This window comes from Polynucleobacter sp. Nonnen-W13 (assembly GCF_018881735.1).
Taxonomy (GTDB): domain Bacteria; phylum Pseudomonadota; class Gammaproteobacteria; order Burkholderiales; family Burkholderiaceae; genus Polynucleobacter.
In genome coordinates this window covers 117,441-136,517 of the sequence record NZ_JACVPU010000003.1, presented here as the reverse complement: position 1 = coordinate 136,517, position 19,077 = coordinate 117,441, and the positions used below count along the sequence as shown (strand labels likewise).

20 protein-coding genes are annotated in these 19,077 nt (G+C 46.2%); 13 read left to right on the top strand and 7 right to left on the bottom strand.

What is annotated here, in order from left to right; all coding sequences use genetic code 11:
- Positions 1–6 precede the first annotated feature (6 nt).
- The 5 genes from ICN27_RS09210 (at position 7) to ICN27_RS09190 (ending at position 4,190) form a co-directional block, all read left to right on the top strand.
- Positions 7–549, top strand: coding sequence for a RecX family transcriptional regulator (locus ICN27_RS09210; RefSeq protein ID WP_216269817.1), 543 nt, complete (start codon positions 7–9; stop codon positions 547–549).
- Between the two features lie 157 nt (positions 550–706).
- A complete protein-coding gene (gene sucC / locus ICN27_RS09205; RefSeq protein ID WP_215308422.1) occupies positions 707–1,876 on the top strand; it encodes an ADP-forming succinate--CoA ligase subunit beta in 1,170 nt (389 codons plus the stop codon).
- 14 nt (positions 1,877–1,890) lie between these two features.
- Positions 1,891–2,784: a succinate--CoA ligase subunit alpha gene (sucD, locus tag ICN27_RS09200; RefSeq protein WP_215308421.1), complete on the top strand. Its 894-nt coding sequence runs from the start codon at positions 1,891–1,893 to the stop codon at positions 2,782–2,784.
- Between the two features lie 81 nt (positions 2,785–2,865).
- Positions 2,866–3,573 carry a TerC family protein gene (locus ICN27_RS09195; RefSeq protein WP_216269816.1) on the top strand — a complete coding sequence of 236 codons (708 nt, stop codon included), beginning with the start codon at positions 2,866–2,868 and terminating at the stop codon, positions 3,571–3,573.
- A gap of 119 nt (positions 3,574–3,692) precedes the next feature.
- Positions 3,693–4,190 (top strand): pilin, encoded by a 498-nt coding sequence (locus tag ICN27_RS09190; protein ID WP_215308419.1) that lies wholly within the window; start codon positions 3,693–3,695, stop codon positions 4,188–4,190.
- 76 nt (positions 4,191–4,266) lie between these two features.
- On the opposite strand, the gene moaC is transcribed toward ICN27_RS09190, so the two are convergent.
- The gene (gene moaC / locus ICN27_RS09185; protein ID WP_216269815.1) at positions 4,267–4,740 is read right to left on the bottom strand and encodes a cyclic pyranopterin monophosphate synthase MoaC; all 474 of its coding nucleotides are present in this window, start codon (positions 4,738–4,740) and stop codon (positions 4,267–4,269) included.
- Between the two features lie 44 nt (positions 4,741–4,784).
- Here moaC and ICN27_RS09180 point away from each other — a divergent pair, with 44 nt between their 5' ends.
- Entirely contained in the window at positions 4,785–6,482 is a 1,698-nt protein-coding gene (locus ICN27_RS09180; RefSeq protein ID WP_255535101.1) for a M48 family metalloprotease, read from the top strand.
- Here ICN27_RS09180 and ICN27_RS09175 read toward each other — a convergent pair whose 3' ends face one another.
- The 5 genes from ICN27_RS09175 to ICN27_RS09155 are packed head-to-tail and all read right to left on the bottom strand — an operon-like array spanning position 6,483 to position 9,807.
- Positions 6,483–7,097 (bottom strand): DUF2946 family protein, encoded by a 615-nt coding sequence (locus tag ICN27_RS09175; RefSeq protein WP_216269813.1) that lies wholly within the window; start codon positions 7,095–7,097, stop codon positions 6,483–6,485.
- Positions 7,098–7,125: 28 nt separating this feature from the next.
- Positions 7,126–7,560 carry a nuclear transport factor 2 family protein gene (locus ICN27_RS09170; RefSeq protein ID WP_215308416.1) on the bottom strand — a complete coding sequence of 145 codons (435 nt, stop codon included), beginning with the start codon at positions 7,558–7,560 and terminating at the stop codon, positions 7,126–7,128.
- 34 nt (positions 7,561–7,594) lie between these two features.
- Positions 7,595–8,632 carry a lipopolysaccharide heptosyltransferase II gene (gene waaF / locus ICN27_RS09165; RefSeq protein ID WP_216269812.1) on the bottom strand — a complete coding sequence of 346 codons (1,038 nt, stop codon included), beginning with the start codon at positions 8,630–8,632 and terminating at the stop codon, positions 7,595–7,597.
- 45 nt (positions 8,633–8,677) lie between these two features.
- The gene (locus tag ICN27_RS09160) at positions 8,678–8,869 is read right to left on the bottom strand and encodes a zinc-finger domain-containing protein (RefSeq protein ID WP_082091923.1); all 192 of its coding nucleotides are present in this window, start codon (positions 8,867–8,869) and stop codon (positions 8,678–8,680) included.
- A gap of 14 nt (positions 8,870–8,883) precedes the next feature.
- On the bottom strand, positions 8,884–9,807 hold the full coding sequence (locus ICN27_RS09155; RefSeq protein ID WP_216269811.1) for a branched-chain amino acid transaminase: 924 nt from the start codon (positions 9,805–9,807) through the stop codon (positions 8,884–8,886).
- Positions 9,808–10,018: 211 nt separating this feature from the next.
- Between ICN27_RS09155 and ICN27_RS09150 the strand changes: the two genes are divergently transcribed.
- From ICN27_RS09150 to ICN27_RS09120, 7 genes are all read left to right on the top strand, one after another.
- Positions 10,019–11,230 carry a phosphoglycerate kinase gene (locus ICN27_RS09150; protein WP_216269810.1) on the top strand — a complete coding sequence of 404 codons (1,212 nt, stop codon included), beginning with the start codon at positions 10,019–10,021 and terminating at the stop codon, positions 11,228–11,230.
- 2 nt (positions 11,231–11,232) lie between these two features.
- Positions 11,233–12,669 (top strand): pyruvate kinase, encoded by a 1,437-nt coding sequence (gene pyk, locus ICN27_RS09145; protein ID WP_215308412.1) that lies wholly within the window; start codon positions 11,233–11,235, stop codon positions 12,667–12,669.
- Between the two features lie 61 nt (positions 12,670–12,730).
- Positions 12,731–13,795, top strand: a complete 1,065-nt coding sequence (gene fba / locus ICN27_RS09140; protein WP_216269809.1) for a class II fructose-bisphosphate aldolase — start codon at positions 12,731–12,733, stop codon at positions 13,793–13,795.
- Positions 13,796–13,802: 7 nt separating this feature from the next.
- Positions 13,803–14,699 carry a phosphoribosylaminoimidazolesuccinocarboxamide synthase gene (locus tag ICN27_RS09135; protein ID WP_216269808.1) on the top strand — a complete coding sequence of 299 codons (897 nt, stop codon included), beginning with the start codon at positions 13,803–13,805 and terminating at the stop codon, positions 14,697–14,699.
- Positions 14,700–14,780: 81 nt separating this feature from the next.
- Positions 14,781–15,275, top strand: a complete 495-nt coding sequence (gene purE / locus ICN27_RS09130; RefSeq protein WP_216269807.1) for a 5-(carboxyamino)imidazole ribonucleotide mutase — start codon at positions 14,781–14,783, stop codon at positions 15,273–15,275.
- A gap of 4 nt (positions 15,276–15,279) precedes the next feature.
- The gene (locus tag ICN27_RS09125) at positions 15,280–16,464 is read left to right on the top strand and encodes a 5-(carboxyamino)imidazole ribonucleotide synthase (protein WP_216269806.1); all 1,185 of its coding nucleotides are present in this window, start codon (positions 15,280–15,282) and stop codon (positions 16,462–16,464) included.
- A 2-nt stretch (positions 16,465–16,466) separates the two neighbouring features.
- A complete protein-coding gene (locus ICN27_RS09120) occupies positions 16,467–17,561 on the top strand; it encodes an L-threonylcarbamoyladenylate synthase (protein WP_216269805.1) in 1,095 nt (364 codons plus the stop codon).
- Here ICN27_RS09120 and dacB read toward each other — a convergent pair.
- Positions 17,507–19,063, bottom strand: coding sequence for a D-alanyl-D-alanine carboxypeptidase/D-alanyl-D-alanine-endopeptidase (gene dacB, locus ICN27_RS09115; protein WP_216269804.1), 1,557 nt, complete (start codon positions 19,061–19,063; stop codon positions 17,507–17,509). The two genes, ICN27_RS09120 and dacB, sit on opposite strands and share 55 nt — an antisense overlap.
- Positions 19,064–19,077: the final 14 nt, after the last annotated feature.

The window sequence follows — 19,077 nt, the reverse complement described above, 5'->3', positions numbered from 1 at the left end:
TCTTCGATGTCAGAGTTAGGTAGTACTGTTCAAAAAAAGAAGAAACAAAGCCCGAGTCTCAAAGCTCGGGCTTTGCGCCTTTTATCTATGAGAGAGTACAGTCGCAAGGGGCTAGCAGCAAAACTTGAAGAGTCTGCGGCAAGGATGTTGAAGTTCAAGCCTGCCGAGGATGATTCAGACGAAGTTGCACCAAGCACTTCCACTTCCCTCACTGTTCAGATCGAGGCTGTCTTAGATGATTTTGAGACGCGCGGCTGGCTTTCCGATCAGCGATTTGCGGAGGCTCTTGTGCGACGTCGTAGCGAGCGATTTGGCGCCCGAAAAATACAGGACGAGCTCACACAGGCAGGTATCGATAGCTCAAAGACTGCGGACCTTCTCAAGACCTTAAAAGAGACTGAATACCAGCGTGCACATGAATTGTGGTTGCGTAAGTTCGGTGTAGTGGCAAGCGAGCAAAAGGAACGGGCTCGGCAATATCGTTTCCTGGCTTCCAAGGGCTTTAGCTCAGCCGTGGTATCTAAGATAGTGGCAGGGCGTACAGACTAGGGCAATTACGGAGCAAATAGACCAAGTTGACGCATTGCAGCATGATAGACTTACGAAGTCGGCTAAACCGCTACCCTTTGCTTAAATAGGTGGACAAGGTTAATTCGGTTTTACTAATCCTCATCGCTTGCTAAAAGATATCGTTTCGGGAGTAATAATGAAAATTCACGAGTACCAAGGCAAAGAACTACTGCGCCAATTTAATGTGCCTGTTCCAAACGGCATCCCTGCATTTAGTGTTGATGAGGCAATGAAAGCTGCCGAAAAGCTTGGCGGACCAGTATGGGTTGTTAAAGCACAAATTCATGCGGGTGGTCGCGGTAAGGGCGGCGGTGTGAAGTTAGCCCGCAGCATGGACGAAGTGAAGAAGTACGCTTCTGAAATTTTGGGGATGCAGCTGAAAACTCATCAAACAGGCCCAGAAGGTCAAAAAGTAAATCGTCTCTTGATTGAAGATGGTGCTGACATCAAAAAAGAGTACTACTTTAGTATCGTCACTGATCGTGGCACACAGAAGAATGTGATCATGGCGTCCAGCGAAGGCGGAATGGATATTGAAGAGGTTGCAGAATCTCATCCGGAAAAAATTATTAAAGTGTTTGTTGATCCCTTAATTGGTTTGACGGATGCTGATTGTCAGATTATTGCGAAAGGCATTGGTGTTCCAGATGCTTCAATTCCAATGGCAAGTGATGTATTTAAAAACTTGTACAAAACCTATTGGGAAACCGATGCTTCATTAGTGGAAATCAATCCACTCATTCTTGAAGGCAACGGCAAAATCAAGGCGCTTGATGCCAAATTCAATTTTGATCCAAATGCTTTATATCGTCATCCAGAAATCATGGCTTACCGTGATATAGATGAAGAAGATGCAGCCGAGATCGAGGCTTCTAAGTTTGACTTAGCCTACATTTCACTTGACGGTAATATCGGTTGCTTAGTGAATGGTGCGGGCTTAGCTATGGCAACGATGGATACCATTAAATTATTTGGCGGAGAGCCAGCAAACTTCTTGGACGTTGGCGGTGGCGCAACTGCGGAGAAAGTAACAGAAGCTTTCAAGATCATGCTCAAGAACAAGAGCGTTGAAGCAATTTTGGTGAATATTTTCGGCGGCATTATGCGTTGCGACGTGATTGCCGACGGTGTTGTTACAGCGTGTAAGGCGGTGAACTTGACTGTACCTTTGGTCGTGCGTATGAAGGGTACCAATGAGGAGTTGGGCAAGAAGATTCTTGCAGACTCTGGTTTACCAATCATTAGCGCCGATTCAATGGCAGAAGCTGCTACTAAGGTAGTTGCTGCTGTTGCGAAAAACAAATAATCAAGGAAATCAATATGTCTATTTTGGTAAATAAAAATACTAAAGTAATTACTCAAGGTATTACTGGTAAGACTGGCCAATTTCATACAGAAAAGTGTCAGGAATACGCTAACGGTAAAAACTGTTTTGTTGCTGGCGTTAATCCTAAAAAAGCTGGTGAGTCTATTTTCAATATTCCAATTTATGGAACAGTAAAAGAGGCCGCCCAGCAAACTGGTGCCACCACTTCTGTAATTTATGTCCCACCTCCTGGCGCTGCTGCTGCTATTTGGGAGGCTGTTGAAGCCGATCTTGATTTTGTGATTTGTATTACTGAGGGCATTCCAGTTAAGGATATGTTGGAAGTTCGTAACAAAATGCATGCAAAAGAAGCAGCCGGCGGTAAGAAGACTTTATTGCTTGGCCCAAATTGCCCTGGAATCATTACTCCAGATGAAATCAAAATCGGCATCATGCCTGGCCATATTCATAAAAAGGGCCGTATTGGTGTAGTGAGCCGTTCAGGTACTTTGACATATGAAGCAGTTGGTCAACTGACAGCGGTTGGTTTAGGTCAGTCCACAGCGGTAGGTATTGGTGGCGATCCAATCAATGGTCTGAAGCACATTGATGTGATGCGCATGTTTAACGAAGATCCAGATACGGATGCAGTTATCATGATCGGCGAAATCGGTGGTCCAGATGAAGCTGAAGCAGCGCGCTGGTGTAAGGCCAATATGAAGAAGCCTATTGTTGGCTTTATCGCTGGTGTAACGGCGCCTCCTGGTAAACGTATGGGCCATGCTGGCGCATTGATTTCTGGCGGTGCAGATACAGCGGATGCAAAGCTTGCTGTGATGGAAGAATGTGGCTTTAAGGTAACTAGAAACCCATCAGAAATGGCTGCTTTACTTAAAGCCATGTTGTAATAGAAGATTCATGCCGATTCGTCGGCATGAGTTTTGTAGCATCTTGTAGTTAAAACTAAAATATAAAAGTACGGAGACATCATGGATTTTTCAGCATTTTCTGATGCAGCCTTCTGGGCGGCATTACTTTCAATCATCATTGCGAATATTTTGTTATCTGGGGATAACGCAGTGGTGATCGCACTGGCGTCACGCAACCTTCCGCCAGCCCAGCAAAAAAAGGCAATCTTTTGGGGTAGTGCTGCAGCCATCATTTTGCGTGTTGTCCTTACGATTACTGCAGTTGCTTTATTAACGCTGCCATATTTAAAAATCGTAGGCGGCTTACTATTACTCTATATCGGCATTCAGTTGTTGTCCGATAGTGGTGGCGAAGAGCATATGGAAGCCAAGACCAGTATTTGGGCGGCCATTCGTACGATTTTGATCGCTGACTTAGTAATGAGTTTAGATAACGTTTTAGCCGTTGCAGCAGCGGCTCAAAAAGGCCCCGAAGAAACTCGCCTATTACTCCTGATCATTGGTTTGGCGATGTCTATTCCATTGATTATTTTTGGCAGCGCGATGTTGCTAAAGGTAATGGAGCGTTTCCCAATCATTATTACTATTGGTGCAGGGCTTTTAGGTTTCCTGGCCGGCGGCATGTTGGTTGACGACCCTGCGATCAAAGATAGTATTCAGTCTGCGCTAGGCGATGCGAAGCTAGCCTTTGAAGTGATTGGTATAGCGATTGTGATTTTGGTTGGCAGCTATTTCAAGAAAAAGAACGCAGCTCAAGAAGCGCATTAATTTTTTAGCATTAATCAGAAAAGCCGGCCTTCAAAGCCGGCTTTTCCTACATTTGGGCATCTTGAGTCCCATGGGTATAGACTGGATGATGAGGTATTTAACCTCAGGAGCTAATCACCATGCCTATGCAAGATCAACAACAAGAATCCGGTTTTACCTTAATCGAGGTGATGGTTGTCGTAGCCATCATTGGTATTTTGGTTGCCGTTGCGGTTCCTCAGTACCAAGATTACATTGCACGTAGTCGCATAGTAGAAGGCATGAATCTATCTTCAAGTGCAAAATTGGCTGTGACAGAAGCATTTGCTAGCAGAGGTACAGTGCTGATGGATGAAGCAACTAGCGGTTCATTTACCTTTGTGCCAACGCGCAGTGTGAAGTTAATTGAGATTACACCTTCAGGCGCTATTGCCATTGACTTTCAGAATAACGTTGCGCCAGACAATAAAAATACATTACATCTCATTCCGACAAATGATCCAGATGCCAATGTTCCCAAAGCAATTGATTTATCTAAGCCAGAAGGATCGATTTGGGCTGGTGGATGGTCTTGTCGCTCCTCTGAAACGAATCTGCTACCTCAACTGTTACCTTCAGAGTGCCGTATTAGCAAATAAGAAACTCATCACTACTTCATCAGAAATAAAGCCACCTTGGGGTGGCTTTATTATTTTCATAGTGAAGCTTTGTGTATTAAGCCTTCCACTCCCCAGATTTACCACCACTCTTTTCTAGCAGGTGGACATCGCCCATCACCATGCCCCTATCAACAGCTTTGGCCATATCGTAGATAGTGAGAAGGGCAACTTGAACTGCGGTGAGGGCTTCCATTTCAACGCCAGTAGGACCGGTTGTTTCAGCTCTGACTTGGCAAGTAATGCTGCTAGTGTCTTCGTTTAGAACAAACTCCAGGCTGACGTGGGTCAGTGCCAAAGGGTGGCAAAGAGGGATCAAGTCAGAGGTCTTTTTAGATGCCTGAATACCAGCTATTCGGGCGATACCTAAAACATCTCCTTTTTTATGGGTGCCTGCTTTAATCATGTCAAAGGTCTCTGGGAGCATGGTGATCTTGCCTGTAGCAACGGCAATTCGGTGGGTATGAGGCTTATCGCCAACGTTGACCATATGGGCTTGGCCGCTGGGATCAAAATGAGTTAGTTTGTTCATGGGATAAGTTTTACCATATAGGGATGCAAGTCATAAAGACATCAATGGGTATATCGTTTTTTAGACGAATCTTGGCTACTCAGCTCATTCTGAGTTTGGCCTGGCCAAGTGCTGGATTTGTCTATGCAGCTGGACCTGCACCTTCCTCGATAACGGGGGATGTGTCGGTGCAAGGGGAGTCGGCTGCCTTGCAAAACTTGGGTAGAGCGGTCCAGTCGCCTGATGCTCGCTCCTCAAATCTGCCATCACGCAATGCACCTCTTAGCCAACCCAGTTTTGTGCTCCCGGATATGGGTGACCCAGGTGGGGATAGCTTGAGTCGCATGGATGAGAAAAAGTATGGCGAAATGATCATGCGGCAGATTCGTCCGGATCCGGATTATTCGAATGATTTACCGATCTATGACTATTTAAATCAAATGGAGCGACGCTTATTGCAGGCGGCAAAACGTCTGCAATTGGGCGGTGCGAATGAGCAGGGTAGTGGCGCCTATAACTTTGAGGTATTTGCCGTTAAAGACAGCAGCATTAACGCATTTGCATTGCCAGGTGGGTTTATTGGTTTTCATACGGGGTTGCTGGTAAGTGCTGAAACGGATTCAGAAGTAGCTTCTGTTATGGGTCATGAGACCGGTCACGTATTGCAACGTCATTTGGCTCGCCAGATGGATAGGCAGACTACCAATACGATGATTGCCCTCGCTGGCATATTGTTGGGTGCCTTAGCTGCCTCACGTAATCCGGGTGCTGCTTCTGGTCTCATGCAGGGTGGTCAAGCAGTAGCAATCAATAACCAACTCTCCTACTCAAGAGATGCTGAGCGCGAGGCTGATCGGATTGGCTTTCAGATTCTGGCGGCGAGTGGCTATGACGTCAATGGTGCTCCAGGTTTTTTCCAGCGCCTACAAAAGGCGACAGGCATTATGGATAGTGGTGTGCCCTCTTATGTACGCACCCATCCATTAACCACTGATCGTATTGCGGATATGCAAGATCGTGCTCGTAATATCGCGAGTAAAAATGTACCTACGGCAGTAGAGTTTTATTTCATCAAAGCTCGTGCTCGCATGGAGCAGTCTGGAAGCTCTAGCCAGATGTATGACTTAAAAAATATCTTTGAGGGATTGGGTAAACAATCAGCCCCTGGCAAACAAATGGAAGGTTTTTATGGGCTTTCGCTCGTTGCACAAAAACAAGGGAAGTTAGACCAGGCTGCTGGCTATTTGCAACAAGCTCGTAATTTAGCAAATAGCGCTAGCGCACCAGGATCACCCATTTTGCGCCAAAGCCTCTCCTTAGACATTACAGCTTCCGAGTTGGCATTGGCTAGGGGAAAGGGTGATGAGGCTTTGCAAATTGCTCAAGCTACTTTGAAAGCTTTTCCACAATCCTATGCTGCTGGAGCGGCGATGATGAATGCGTATCTGAAACTAGGTCGTACCAGTGACGCTATCAACTGGTTAAAAGCGCGCACAAGATTGCAGCCAAATGAAGTGGTTTGGTGGAGCATGCTTTCTAATGCTTATGATCAAGCTAAAAATGTGCCGATGCGTCATTACGCCCTCGGAGAAAAGTATGCGCTTGAGGGTGCATGGCCATCTGCTATCGAGCAACTCAAGATTGCCAGATCTTCTGGTGGAGCAGATTTCTATCAGGCTTCTAGTATTGATGCACGTCTTCGTGAAATGCAAAAGCAATATCAAGAAGAATTGAAGGAGCAGGGCAAAAATATGCCTAGCTAATTATTCGCTTGGTGCTTTAATGAAATTAAAGCGATGAGCTAATTCTCTAGAGTGAATAGGCTCAATGGGCAGTTGATTGCCTTGCCATTGCCAAAAGCCTCTAAAGCTGCAAGCATCTTCATGGACCTGAGATTGCTCCGAAAAGAGATCTAAATCATGATCATGCAAGAGTGCAACAGATAGAGATTCTGTTTTTGTAAATACCGCGCTATCGACTTGATCAGAGAATGCTTGTTGAAATAATCCAGTGATATAGATATTCCCTTTTTCATCACTTAGGACACCCTGTGGTTTTATTTCTGTGCCGCATTGGGTTAATAGCTCAGGACCGCTTGCACTCGGAATTATTCGAGCAATGAAGGGCGTAGCATCTAGTGTAATAAAAACCCGTTGCGGCCCATTCTGGAAAAAATATCTACCCAAAGAGTCGTGTGCGTAATTTCTGGAGATATATTCATTCAGGGTTGTATGGCGAATCACATTCCCAGCTAGTTGATTGGCTTGGGAAAATTCATCACGCATACGCCATTGACCGCGACGATCGAGGGCTAGCCAGCCAAAACAGTGTGGGACATTTGGCCACTTGATTAGTGATCGAAGAACCTGCTCATCCATGAGACACCAATCTATATGGCATTACTAGTTAATGCAGTCCATGTGGAGTAGAGGGCGCATCAAAGGTATCTTCAGTGGAGTGGCTGGCATGCAGATGTGCAATCCGCCAACCTTGACTATCTTGTAGAAGAACTAAGGTGATATTAAGAAAGAATGCTGCTTCAATTTGATCGGGTCTGATATGAACAGCCTCAGTGGTGTCGTAGACTGCGGCCCCTAAAACAGAGTGACTAATGCAGGCAATCGGCTCTAAAAAAAGAGCTTGCTTCGCTAAGAGGCGCTCTAGCCCTTCCCGAATTTCTGCATGACCACTGAGTCGCTGGCCTTCTGGTAGTACGCAAGTAATCGAATCATCATCCAGCCAGATTGCCAAGGCCCCTTTGACATCACGATTCTTTAAGGCATCACGCCAAGCATCCACTACTTCATCTGCGTTATGAAAAAGTCTGGCTAGTTTTGACATGACTTACTTTCTGGTGATGTGTGGTGCTGCAAAATTAATGGAGTGTTTGAATAGCGTCTAGTACGGTGTTAGGCAAAATATCGTTTAAGCATTTTAGGTGACCTAGTGGACACTCTTTTTTATGGCATGGGCTACAAGCTAGATTTAGCCAAAGTACTTTAGCTTTATCAGACAGTGGTGGGGTGTGATGTGGATCACTTGAGCCAAAAATAGCGACCTGTGGAATTTTCAATGCAGCACCAATATGCATTAAGCCCGAGTCATTACTGACCAGTGCCTTGCTCGCCCCAATGAGTGCAATTGCTTCGTCTAGTGAAGTCTTACCGCACCAGTTATGTATTTGTAAGTCATTCCCTGTCTCAGCCTTAATACTCTCACCCAGCGCATGATCACCCTTACCGCCTAGAAGAATCACATGAGCATCTGACTCATTGGCGATTAACTGCTGTGCGAGAGAGGCGAAGTGATCGGCAGGCCAGCGTTTTGTTGCGCCATACTCAGCGCCTGGGCAAAGTATATAAATTAAATTTCCGTTAATTTCTGCAGCTCGTAACTTCGCGCCGATTGATTCTTTGGCTGTAGGTAGGATATTGAGCCTAGGATCTGAAGGCTTGCCGGCATCAATCTCTTGTGAGTGCTCCAGCACATTAGCAAGTGCAAAGTAATGATTCGCCATCGGTGGACGATTTACTTTGCTCGGATTATCTAGAGCAAGATTAATAAGCCCAAAGCGCATCTCTCCGCGATAGCCAATTCGAAAGGGAATATTAGCAAGCCAAGGAATGAGGGCAGACTTGAAACTATTGGGCAGAACGAAGCAGACCGTGTATTGGTTTAATTCAAGTTGCTTTGCTAGTTGCTTACGTAAGCCCCATTGCAATTGCTTATGCTCTAGTTGCGCTTCAATGACTTGATGTACTTCTGAGCAAGCACGATAAATCGGTGCAACCCAAGGACTTGCTAAAACATCTATCTGTGTTTGCGGGTAAATTGCTTTGAGATTCGCTAGCAGTGGCTGGGACATAACAGCATCACCAATCCAATTGGGAGCGATGATCAGAATACGATTCATATGAGGTATCCCGACACAGCACCCCGCGCTGGGGTGCCGCTAGGCTTAGTGCCCGTGAGGCTCGGTACCGGGAGTGAGTTTGTACTCAGTGCCGCAGTAAGGACACTTAGCATCACCCGTTTTAGCTACATCAAGAAATACACGTGGATGCGAATTCCAGCTAGGGGTTTTATTGGTTGGGCAATGTAAAGGTAAATCTTTATTGCCATCAACCATTACAACTTGAGCTTCACTCATGATCTGATTTCCAATCACTTCACGTAAGTTAGCCAAGACTGATATTGATCGGTTCTGCCGTAGACCGCATCAAAGTAAGTCTTCTGGATTTGCTCAGTAATCGGACCGCGCTTACCAGCACCAATGGTGCGGTCATCTAACTCACGAATAGGCGTTACTTCAGCGGCAGTACCGGTAAAGAAAGCCTCATCTGCTGAGTACACTTCATCGCGAGTAATACGCTTCTCACGCAATTCATAGCCAAGATCTTTAGCGATCTGCATGATGGAGTTACGAGTAATGCCGTCTAAACAAGAGGCTAGATCTGGGGTGTAAATAATGCCGTTATTAACAATAAAGATGTTCTCGCCAGAACCTTCCGATACATAACCTTCTGTATCTAGTAGGAGGGCTTCATCGTAGCCATTAGCTGTTACTTCTTGGTTGGCCAAAATGGAGTTGATGTAGTAACCAGAGGCCTTAGCACGAACTAGTGAGGAGTTCACAAAGTGGCGGGTAAATGAGGATGTCTTAACGCGAATACCCTTGTTAAGACCATCTTCACCCAAATAAGCGCCCCATTCCCATGCAGCGATTGCGGTGTGGATGCTATTGCCTTTGGGGGAGATACCGAGTTTTTGGGAGCCGATAAAGATAATCGGTCGGATGTAGCAAGCTTCCAGCTTATTGCTGTTTACGACCTCAATAATGCCGCTGGAGATCTGCTCGGGGGTCCAAGGCATATTCATCTGAAAAATCTTAGTTCCGTTGAATAAGCGCTTAACGTGCTCTGGAAGACGGAAAATGGCGGTACCTTGGGGGGTTTTATAGGCACGAATACCCTCAAATACACCCATTCCGTAGTGAAGACTGTGGGTTAGCACATGAACATTGGCCTCACGCCAGGGAACAAGCTTCCCATCGGACCAAATAAAGCCATCGCGGTCGGACATCGACATTTTCTCTACCTTTTAAATATTTAATAAATTGGGTGATTCAATTCAGTAAAACAGGGGTCCAAGCTCCTGAGGTGCCCCAAGACCTAAAATACGCCTAAGCCTTTATTGTAGAGCAGGCAGGACAGTCTGACAGCCCAATTCCTTTGGGGTAGGAAGCTCAGACGATTTAGAATGGAGCATTCCCTATAAACCACTCTATTTGCCTATTCTCATGCCGGAAACCCTCTTTAAAGTAAAGCGCCTTAGTGAACTAGCTGCAGCAGGTCTTCTCAAGGGAAAGCGAGTTTTGATCCGTGCCGACCTTAATGTTCCTCAGGATGAGGTAGGTAACATCACGGAAGATACCCGGATTAGAGCGTCTATGCCAGCAGTACAAATGTGCTTGGATGCGGGTGCGGCAGTCATGGTGACCTCTCACTTAGGGCGTCCAACTGAAGGTCAATTCAAACCCGAAGATAGTTTGGCTCCCGTAGCCGACAGGATTGCTACGCTCTTAAATCGTAAAGTGCCTTTAATTAGCGATTGGGTAGAGGGTAACTTTGAAGTCAATCCGGGTGAGTTGGTATTACTAGAGAACTGTCGCCTCAACGTGGGCGAGAAAAAGAATAATGATGAGTTGGCTAAGAAGATTGCCGCTTTGTGTGATGTGTATGTCAACGATGCCTTTGGTACTGCTCACCGTGCTGAAGCAACTACGAATGGCGTAGCCAAATATGCACCGATTGCTTGCGCTGGCCCATTGATGGCAGCAGAGTTAGATGCCTTGAGCCGTGCTCTAGCAAGCCCGAAGCGCCCATTGGTAGCGATTGTGGCAGGATCCAAAGTATCTTCGAAGCTCACTATTCTCAAGGCCTTAGCTGACAAAGTAGACGAGTTGATTGTGGGTGGTGGTATTGCAAATACTTTTATGTTGGCCAGAGGCTTGCCAATTGGTAAATCATTAGCAGAGCCGGATTTAGTTAATGAAGCTCGAGAAATCATGGAGATTATGGAAAAGCGCGGTGCGCATGTGCCTATCCCTGAAGATGTCGTTGTGGCAAATGAACTTTCTCCATTAGCGCGTGCAAATCGTGTCGCTGCTGATCAAGTGGCTGATGACGACATGATTTTGGATATCGGCCCCAAGACTGCAGCGCGTTTATCTACCATGCTTGCGCATGCTGGCACGATTGTATGGAATGGGCCATTGGGCGTATTTGAGATTGATCAGTTTGGTGGTGGCACTAAGATGTTGGCGGCAGCGATTGCCCATTCACCCGCATTTTCTATTGCTGGTGGTGGCGATACCTTGGCGGCGATTGCGAAGTACGGTATTGAAAATCAAGTGGATTACATCTCTACTGGCGGTGGCGCTTTCTTGGAATTCTTAGAAGGTAAAACCTTGCCAGCCTTTGCAGTATTGGCTGAACGAGCGAAAGACTAAATATGTTGAGAGCAACTAAGATTATTGCCACCTTGGGACCTGCATCAGAAAAGCCTGAAGTATTGCGAGACATGATTCGTGCAGGTGTAGACGTTGTGAGAATGAACTTTTCTCATGGCACCATTGCAGATCACAAAGCGCGTCACGATTTGGTGCGAAGTATTTCCGCAGAAGTTGGCAAAGAGGTTGGCATCATGGCCGATCTACAGGGCCCCAAAATTCGTGTGGGTAAATTTGTTGATAGCAAAATTCTCCTCAAAGAAGGCGCGCAATTTATTTTGGATGTTGCATGTGAGCTTGGTAATCAAGAGCGCGTAGGTTTGGATTACAAAGAGTTACCACAAGATGTCAAGCCGGGTGATCGACTGTTATTGAATGATGGCTTAGTTGTTCTTCGAGTCGAGAGCGTAAAAGGTGGAGAAATTTTTACCTTGGTAGAGCAAGGTGGCCCACTCTCAAATAACAAAGGTATTAACCGTGCTGGCGGTGGCTTGACTGCACCAGCACTAACGGAAAAAGATATTGCTGATTTAGATGCCGCGATTGCGATGGGCGTAGATTTTCTGGCGATCAGTTTTCCAAAAGACGGTGCAGACATGGTCTATGCCCGCAAACTGGCAGATGCGGCTAGTGCAAAGCATGGCGTTGGTAGGGTTCGTACGATTGCTAAGGTGGAGCGTGCTGAAGCTATTGAAACTGAAGCTCTAAAGAGCATTATCGCGGAGAGTGACGGCATCATGGTTGCGCGTGGGGACTTAGCGATTGAAGTTGGTAACGCAGCCGTTCCTGCTTTGCAAAAACGCATGATCAAACTCGCACTCGAGGCTGATAAGTTTACGATTACTGCCACGCAAATGATGGAGTCCATGATTAATGCTCCAGTACCTACGCGTGCTGAGGTGAGTGACGTGGCCAATGCAGTTCTGGATGGTACGGATGCGGTCATGTTGTCAGCTGAATCTGCTGCAGGTAACTACCCAGTGCAAACTATCAAGGCAATGGCCGAGATTTGTGTTGAGGCGGAAAAGTCAGACCGTGTAAAACTAGATACGGATTTCTTGGATCAGACTTTCTCACGCATTGATCAAACGATTGCCTTGGGCGCTCTATTTACAGCGCATCACCTTAATGCCAATGCGATCGCCGCCTTAACCGACTCCGGATCTACTGCAGTTTGGATGAGTCGCCACAATATCCATTTGCCTATTTTTGCTTTGACTTCAAAGATTGCTACTCAGCGCGCCTTGAGTACTTATCGCAATGTATTTCCTATTGGCTTAAATTACACCAAGCATCGTGATACCGCGTTGCAAGAAGTAGAGGATTGCTTAAAAAAGATGGGCGCAGTGAAGAAGGGTGACGTCGTTGTCCTGACATCTGGTGAGCCAATGGGCGAGCCGGGTGGTACAAATTCACTCAAGATTATTCAAGTGAAGTAATTCACTTTTGTAAATATTGATTCATATTATTTATTACTAACATTTCAATTAAGAGACCATCATGGCTTTAGTATCTTTACGACAACTCTTGGATCACGCTGCTGAAAATGGCTACGGCCTGCCAGCGTTTAATGTCAATAATTTAGAGCAGGTAACTGCGATCATGGAGGCTGCTCATGAAGCAGATTCCCCAGTCATCATGCAAGCCTCTGCCGGTGCTCGTAAATATGCTGGCGAATCATTCTTGCGTCATTTAATCTCAGCTGCAGTCGAGGCCTACCCCCATATTCCAGTTGTGATGCATCAAGATCATGGCCAAAGTCCTGCAGTATGTATGGCTGCTATCAAGAGTGGTTTTACTAGCGTGATGATGGATGGCTCATTAGAGGCTGATGGCAAGACTGTTGCTAGCTATGAATACAATGTTGGTGTCTCTAGAGAGGTTGTCAAGTTCTCCCACTCTATTGGAGTTACTGTTGAGGCTGAGTTAGGTGTTCTTGGCTCACTAGAGACTATGCAAGGTGATAAAGAGGATGGTCACGGCGCAGATGGCAAGATGACGCGCGAGCAACTATTAACTGATGTTGAGCAGGCAGCTGACTTTGTAAAAGCTACCCAATGTGATGCCCTGGCGATTGCGATTGGCACTAGTCATGGTGCTTATAAATTTACCAAGAAGCCAACAGGTGACATCTTAGCGATTGAGCGTATTAAGGAAATTCATACCCGCATTCCAAATACACATTTAGTGATGCATGGTTCATCTAGTGTTCCACAAGAGTTGCTCGCTGAGATTCGTGAGTTTGGTGGTGACATGAAGGAAACTTATGGCGTGCCTGTTGAAGAAATTCAAGAGGGTATTAAGAATGGTGTTCGTAAAATTAATATCGACACTGATATTCGTTTGGCGATGACTGGCGCTATTCGCCGTTATCTGTTCGAGAATCCAAGTAAGTTTGATCCACGTGATTACCTCAAGCCTGCACGTGAAGCGGCCAAGAAGGTTTGCATTGCCCGCTTCAATGCTTTTGGCTGTTCAGGTCAGGCATCCAAAATTAAACCAATTCCTTTGGAAAAAATGGCTGAGCTATACAAGAGTGGCAAATTAGCCCAGATCGTGAAGTGAGTTAAATATGCCCGCTTTGTACGCCACTTCCATTAAGTCACTCCCTTTACTCTCTAAAGGAAAGGTGCGTGATGTATATGCACTAGGTGATGACAAGTTGCTCATGGTCACCACAGATCGCCTATCTGCCTTTGACGTAGTGATGGGTCAACCGATTCCTGAAAAGGGAATCGTGCTCAATCAAATGGCTAATTTTTGGTTTGAGAAGCTGGCTAAGGTGATTCCGAATCACTTGACGGGTATTGATCCTGAAAGCGTAGTGCCAGTCGATGAGCTTGATCAGGTCAAAGGTCGTGCAGTAGTAGCTAAACGCCTCAAGCCAATCTTGGTTGAAGCGGTAGTGCGAGGCTACCTAGCTGGTAGTGGTTGGAAGGATTACAAAGAAACTGGCAAGGTGTGCGGTATTGCATTGCCAGCAGGCCTTGAAAATGCGCAGAAGTTGCCTGACCCTATCTTTACTCCTGCTGCTAAAGCGGAAATGGGTGAGCATGATGAAAATATCTCTTTTGACAAAGTGATCGAGATGATTGGTGAGAAGTTGGCCAATCAAATTCGTGAGGTTAGTATTCGTTTGTACAAAGAAGCCTCTGAATATGCCGCGACTCGTGGAATCATCATTGCTGATACCAAGTTTGAATTTGGCTTAGATGACGCTGGTCAATTGGTATTAATGGATGAAATCCTCACTGCCGACTCTTCTCGCTTTTGGCCGGCAGAAACCTACTATGTGGGTGCAAATCCCCCTTCCTATGACAAGCAATTTGTGCGGGACTGGCTCGAAACAGCAATAGTTGATGGCAAGCCTTGGCCAAAAACAGCTCCGGCACCTGCTTTGCCAGTAGATGTGATTGATAAAACAGCGGAAAAGTACCGCGAAGCCCTCGCTCGCTTAACTAAGGCCTAATTTTTATAAAGCCTTCAAAAGGCTGGGATAATAAGGCCTCGGATAGATTAACGATGTAGATCAGGGCATTTGGAGAGGTCAATGAGCAAAAAGCCAGTAGTCGGAATAGTAATGGGATCCAATTCAGATTGGGACACCATGCAGCATGCTGCTCAAATGCTAGAGCAGTTTGGCATTGCTCACGAGGCTAAAGTCGTTTCTGCCCATCGCATGCCAGACGATATGTTTACCTATGCAGAAAATGCCTCCAAAAATGGCCTTAAGGCGATTATTGCTGGCGCTGGTGGTGCGGCGCATTTGCCGGGCATGTTGGCATCAAAAACAATTATTCCGATTTATGGCGTTCCAGTCGCTGGCAAATACTTACGTGGCGAAGACTCTCTGTATTCGATTGTGCAAATGCCTAAAGGAATCCCGGTAGCAACGTTTGCGATTGGTGAGGCTGGGGCTGCAAATGCAGCCTTACATGTCATTGCCAATCTGGCAGTGAACGATCCTGCTTTGGCAAAACAGCTGGAAGAGTTTCGTGCAAAGCAGTCTGCTACTGCGCGCTCCATGAATTTGCCGGGATATTAATCAGATGGTAGATCGTTTGGAGCCCATCTTGCCGGGCTCGTATTTAGGAATATTGGGTGGCGGTCAATTAGGGCGGATGTTTACTCAAGCTGCTCAAGCGATGGGCTACAAGGTCTGCGTTCTGGATCCTGGATCAGATAGTCCAGCTGGCTCGATTGCAGAAAAATTTATTCAAGCCGATTACACCGACTCTGCAGCGCTAAAAGAGATGGCAACATTATGTAAATCCGTTAGTACGGAATTTGAGAATGTTCCTGCACAAGCTTTAGACGAACTCGAATCTTTAGGCGTCTTTGTAGCGCCTCGCAGTAGTTGCGTATCTTTGGCACAAAACCGCGTGGCTGAAAAAAAATTCTTGGCTACTTGGAAAGCGGAAACCAGTATTGGGCCTGCACCTTACTCTGTCATTGAGCATGATGCAGATATTGCTCATGTTCCTGCAGATCTATTTCCTGGCATTCTGAAAACGGCTCGCATGGGTTATGACGGCAAAGGTCAAATTACAGTTCATGACTCTGCCAATCTAGTTGCTGCTTGGACCCAATTGAGTAAGGTGCCTTGTGTTCTTGAAAAGCGGATGGATTTAGATTTCGAAGTTTCTGCTTTAGTAGTGCGCGGATATGATGATGCAGTAGTGGCATATCCTGTTTCTCAAAATATCCATCGTGATGGTATTTTGCATACTTCTACCGTACCAGCCCCATCACTGAAGCCTGCTCAAGAGAAAAAAATTATTGAGGCTGCTAAAGCGCTGATCCGTAAGATTGATTACGTGGGCGTGTTATGTGTGGAGTTTTTCGTGCTCAAGAGCGGTGACATCGTTGCTAATGAAATTGCTCCGCGTCCGCATAACTCAGGCCACTACACCATGGATGCCTGTATTAGTAGTCAGTTTGAACAGCAGGTCAGAAGTATGGCTCGCTTACCTTTAGGCGACACCCGCTTGCTAGCGCCAGTCTCCATGCTCAATCTCTTGGGAGATCTTTGGTACGAAGGCAGCGAGGATAAGGCAAGAGAGCCTGCTTGGGATAAGGTGCTTTCTCATCCAGATGCGAAGCTACACCTATACGGTAAATCTGACCCACGTATGGGTCGAAAGATGGGCCATATCAATTGTTTAGGTGAATCAATTAACCAGGCTCGCCAAAATTGCGCAGCTGTCGCAGTTGAATTAGGGATCGAGCCTTAGTAATGTCCAGTGACAGTAGCGCACTGCATTCATCTGCAGTCATGAACGAAGCGGTACAAACTTTGCGAGATGGCGGCTTAGTAGCCTTTCCGACTGAGACGGTTTATGGCTTGGGAGCGGATGCAAAGAATCCTGATGCAATTAAACAAATTTTTACGGCCAAGGGTAGACCCTCTAATCACCCACTAATTGTTCACTTAGCAGCACCTGATCAGTTTGATCAGGCTCAAGTAGATTGGGTGCCAGTACTTGCGCCGTGGGTAAGAGATTTGTCGGAATCTGCGTTAAAACTCATCAATGCTTTTTGGCCGGGTCCGCTGACCCTAGTCTTTAAAAAAGATAAAAGCGTTTTAAACGAACTTACTGGCGGTCAGGATACGGTAGCAATTCGAGTACCTGCCCATCCAATTGCGCAGGAGTTACTCCGTAAATTTAAGGGTGGGGTTGTTGCACCATCGGCGAACCGTTTTGGAAAAGTCTCACCAACCAGTGCTGCTGATGTCCGAAGTGAGTTTGAAGGCATATTGGATCTTATGATTTTGGATGGTGGTGATTGCGAAGTCGGCATTGAATCAACCATCATTGATTTATCTTCAGGCGATCATCCAGTCTTATTGCGTCCAGGCCTCATCACTCCCAAAGAAATTCTTTCGAAGACGGGCATCAAAGTCTATTTACCTGGAGAGCTCAGTCCAACGCAGTCAGAAGATGTCCTGCCAAGAGTTTCTGGTAATCTACGTGCGCATTACGCGCCGACAACCCCATTAAGAATGTATCCACCAGGTAGAGTCTTGGACGCTCTGAGTGAGTTCCCAGATATCAAGTCACGGGTAGCGGTTGCAGTTTGGGATTCAGATTCTTCACTAGGTGAGGATGGACATCCATCGGCGCATTTTGAAGAGCTTATTGTGCCCAGTGATAGCGTTGCATTTGCAAGCCGTCTGTACCGATCCCTGCGAGATCTAGATCAACAGGGTTGGGATTTGATTTTGTTTCCTGAACCCCCAGCAGGCGAAGAGTGGGATGGGGTTCGAGACCGACTTCAGCGTGCCTGTTTTGGGTCTGGCCCATCATTTAGTAGCCACGCCAATAATTGATCATGCGCCTCTAAGCCTCTCAAAGCATTGGGATGGTTTATGAAGGAGGTCACCGCATACATCCTTCCAGATTTACTCATCACATAGCCTGATATTGCCCTTACATCCGCAAGTGCCCCTGTTTTGATTCGAGCCTCAGGTTTTTTCTTCAAATGCAAAAATTTCCGTAAATGTGTCATGAGGCGATTTTTCATCGTGCCATCTGTTCCTGCAATTGGAAGGCTGTTATAAAACGCATCCGTAACGGATAAATTACGAGCCGTAACTAATAATTGCGTCATATGTTCAGCAGAGATCGCTTCATTGCGGGAAAGACCAGAGCCATTCTCAATGACGAGTTCTGGAAACTGAAGTCCTAAACCCTTTAGCCAGCTCTGAATTACGAGCTCACCATTTTTAGTGCTTGCAGGCTTACCCATCTTCTCTAGAGCCAAGGTCAGCATCAATTGTCTGGCCATGACGTTATTCGAAAACTTGTTAATGTCTTGTACGTCATCAGCCAGGGGGATGCCCTCAAACTGGAGTAGTAGTCGGGCTGCTAGAGGGACCGTAGCAGATTGTCCGGTGGGCGCTTGAATCCAAGACCCACCAGCTAACTCCCAAGCTGCGGCGAAGCCTTGAGTGAAAAAGGTATTCGCATCCAAAGCAACGACGTTATAGCTCACCCCCTTGCAGCCTTTTGGAAAGCTACCAGAAAATTGAGCAGTCAGAAGTTGGTTAGTATTTGCTCCATCGCTCTCCGGATCTAAGTTAAAGCGAATGTTACCTTTCCAGCTATCGCAGGATTGATCAACCAATTGCATCTGATTGATCACTTTGAGTTGTGATAGTGGAGGTGTGTAACTTATGTCAATAAAGTCTGCAGTCCGCGATTTACCTAACTGAAATGAGAGGGTTCTAAAAGCATATAGGAGAGGATCTGGCGGCACGTTATAGGCGCGCAAGGATTCCCCATCAATTGTGTTGTGCTCCATGGCATTAGGGGCATAGGCGCTTCTATCAAAAAATAAATTACCATCAATTTTTTGAATCCCCAGATTTTGCAAGGCCTTCATCATTTTGGCCATTTCTTCGGGAACCAGCTTTGGATCACCGGTACCTTGCAAATATAGATTCCCTTTAAGGGTGCCCTGACGAATAAGCCCATCGGTATAGATATTTGTACGCCAACGATATTGCGGTCCTAGTACATCTAGACCAGTGAGTGTAGTTAGCAGTTTCATGGTTGACGCAGGATTCATTGCCTGCTTAGAACGCCAGTCCACCTTTGTTTTTGCTGTTATTTTCCCCGGCTGGCCTGGCTCTATTTCCATCACTGAAATGCTGATAGCTTCTTTTGGAATCTGGCTCTTTTCAAGGCTGGCAGCTACGGCCTTAGGGATGTACTGAAGAGCAGTATTTTGAGCAACTATGTCAGCGGAGTGGGCTTGACAAGTAATCAGACTAGCCCATAAAAAGGCTAATAGACGGATGGCAGAGGGCGAATAGGGTTTGGTGCGCATTACCCATAGGATAA

Excerpts from the sequence above, each read along its gene's own strand:
- ICN27_RS09210 (WP_216269817.1), top strand. The coding sequence starts at position 7 with ATGTCAGAGTTAGGTAGTACTGTTCAAAAAAAGAAGAAACAAAGCCCG.
- sucC (WP_215308422.1), top strand. The coding sequence starts at position 707 with ATGAAAATTCACGAGTACCAAGGCAAAGAACTACTGCGCCAATTTAAT.
- sucD (WP_215308421.1), top strand. The coding sequence starts at position 1,891 with ATGTCTATTTTGGTAAATAAAAATACTAAAGTAATTACTCAAGGTATT.
- ICN27_RS09195 (WP_216269816.1), top strand. The coding sequence starts at position 2,866 with ATGGATTTTTCAGCATTTTCTGATGCAGCCTTCTGGGCGGCATTACTT.
- ICN27_RS09190 (WP_215308419.1), top strand. The coding sequence starts at position 3,693 with ATGCCTATGCAAGATCAACAACAAGAATCCGGTTTTACCTTAATCGAG.
- moaC (WP_216269815.1), bottom strand. The coding sequence starts at position 4,740 with ATGAACAAACTAACTCATTTTGATCCCAGCGGCCAAGCCCATATGGTC.
- ICN27_RS09180 (WP_255535101.1), top strand. The coding sequence starts at position 4,785 with ATGGGTATATCGTTTTTTAGACGAATCTTGGCTACTCAGCTCATTCTG.
- ICN27_RS09175 (WP_216269813.1), bottom strand. The coding sequence starts at position 7,097 with ATGGATGAGCAGGTTCTTCGATCACTAATCAAGTGGCCAAATGTCCCA.
- ICN27_RS09170 (WP_215308416.1), bottom strand. The coding sequence starts at position 7,560 with ATGTCAAAACTAGCCAGACTTTTTCATAACGCAGATGAAGTAGTGGAT.
- waaF (WP_216269812.1), bottom strand. The coding sequence starts at position 8,632 with ATGAATCGTATTCTGATCATCGCTCCCAATTGGATTGGTGATGCTGTT.
- ICN27_RS09160 (WP_082091923.1), bottom strand. The coding sequence starts at position 8,869 with ATGAGTGAAGCTCAAGTTGTAATGGTTGATGGCAATAAAGATTTACCT.
- ICN27_RS09155 (WP_216269811.1), bottom strand. The coding sequence starts at position 9,807 with ATGTCGATGTCCGACCGCGATGGCTTTATTTGGTCCGATGGGAAGCTT.
- ICN27_RS09150 (WP_216269810.1), top strand. The coding sequence starts at position 10,019 with ATGCCGGAAACCCTCTTTAAAGTAAAGCGCCTTAGTGAACTAGCTGCA.
- pyk (WP_215308412.1), top strand. The coding sequence starts at position 11,233 with ATGTTGAGAGCAACTAAGATTATTGCCACCTTGGGACCTGCATCAGAA.
- fba (WP_216269809.1), top strand. The coding sequence starts at position 12,731 with ATGGCTTTAGTATCTTTACGACAACTCTTGGATCACGCTGCTGAAAAT.
- ICN27_RS09135 (WP_216269808.1), top strand. The coding sequence starts at position 13,803 with ATGCCCGCTTTGTACGCCACTTCCATTAAGTCACTCCCTTTACTCTCT.
- purE (WP_216269807.1), top strand. The coding sequence starts at position 14,781 with ATGAGCAAAAAGCCAGTAGTCGGAATAGTAATGGGATCCAATTCAGAT.
- ICN27_RS09125 (WP_216269806.1), top strand. The coding sequence starts at position 15,280 with ATGGTAGATCGTTTGGAGCCCATCTTGCCGGGCTCGTATTTAGGAATA.
- ICN27_RS09120 (WP_216269805.1), top strand. The coding sequence starts at position 16,467 with ATGTCCAGTGACAGTAGCGCACTGCATTCATCTGCAGTCATGAACGAA.
- dacB (WP_216269804.1), bottom strand. The coding sequence starts at position 19,063 with ATGCGCACCAAACCCTATTCGCCCTCTGCCATCCGTCTATTAGCCTTT.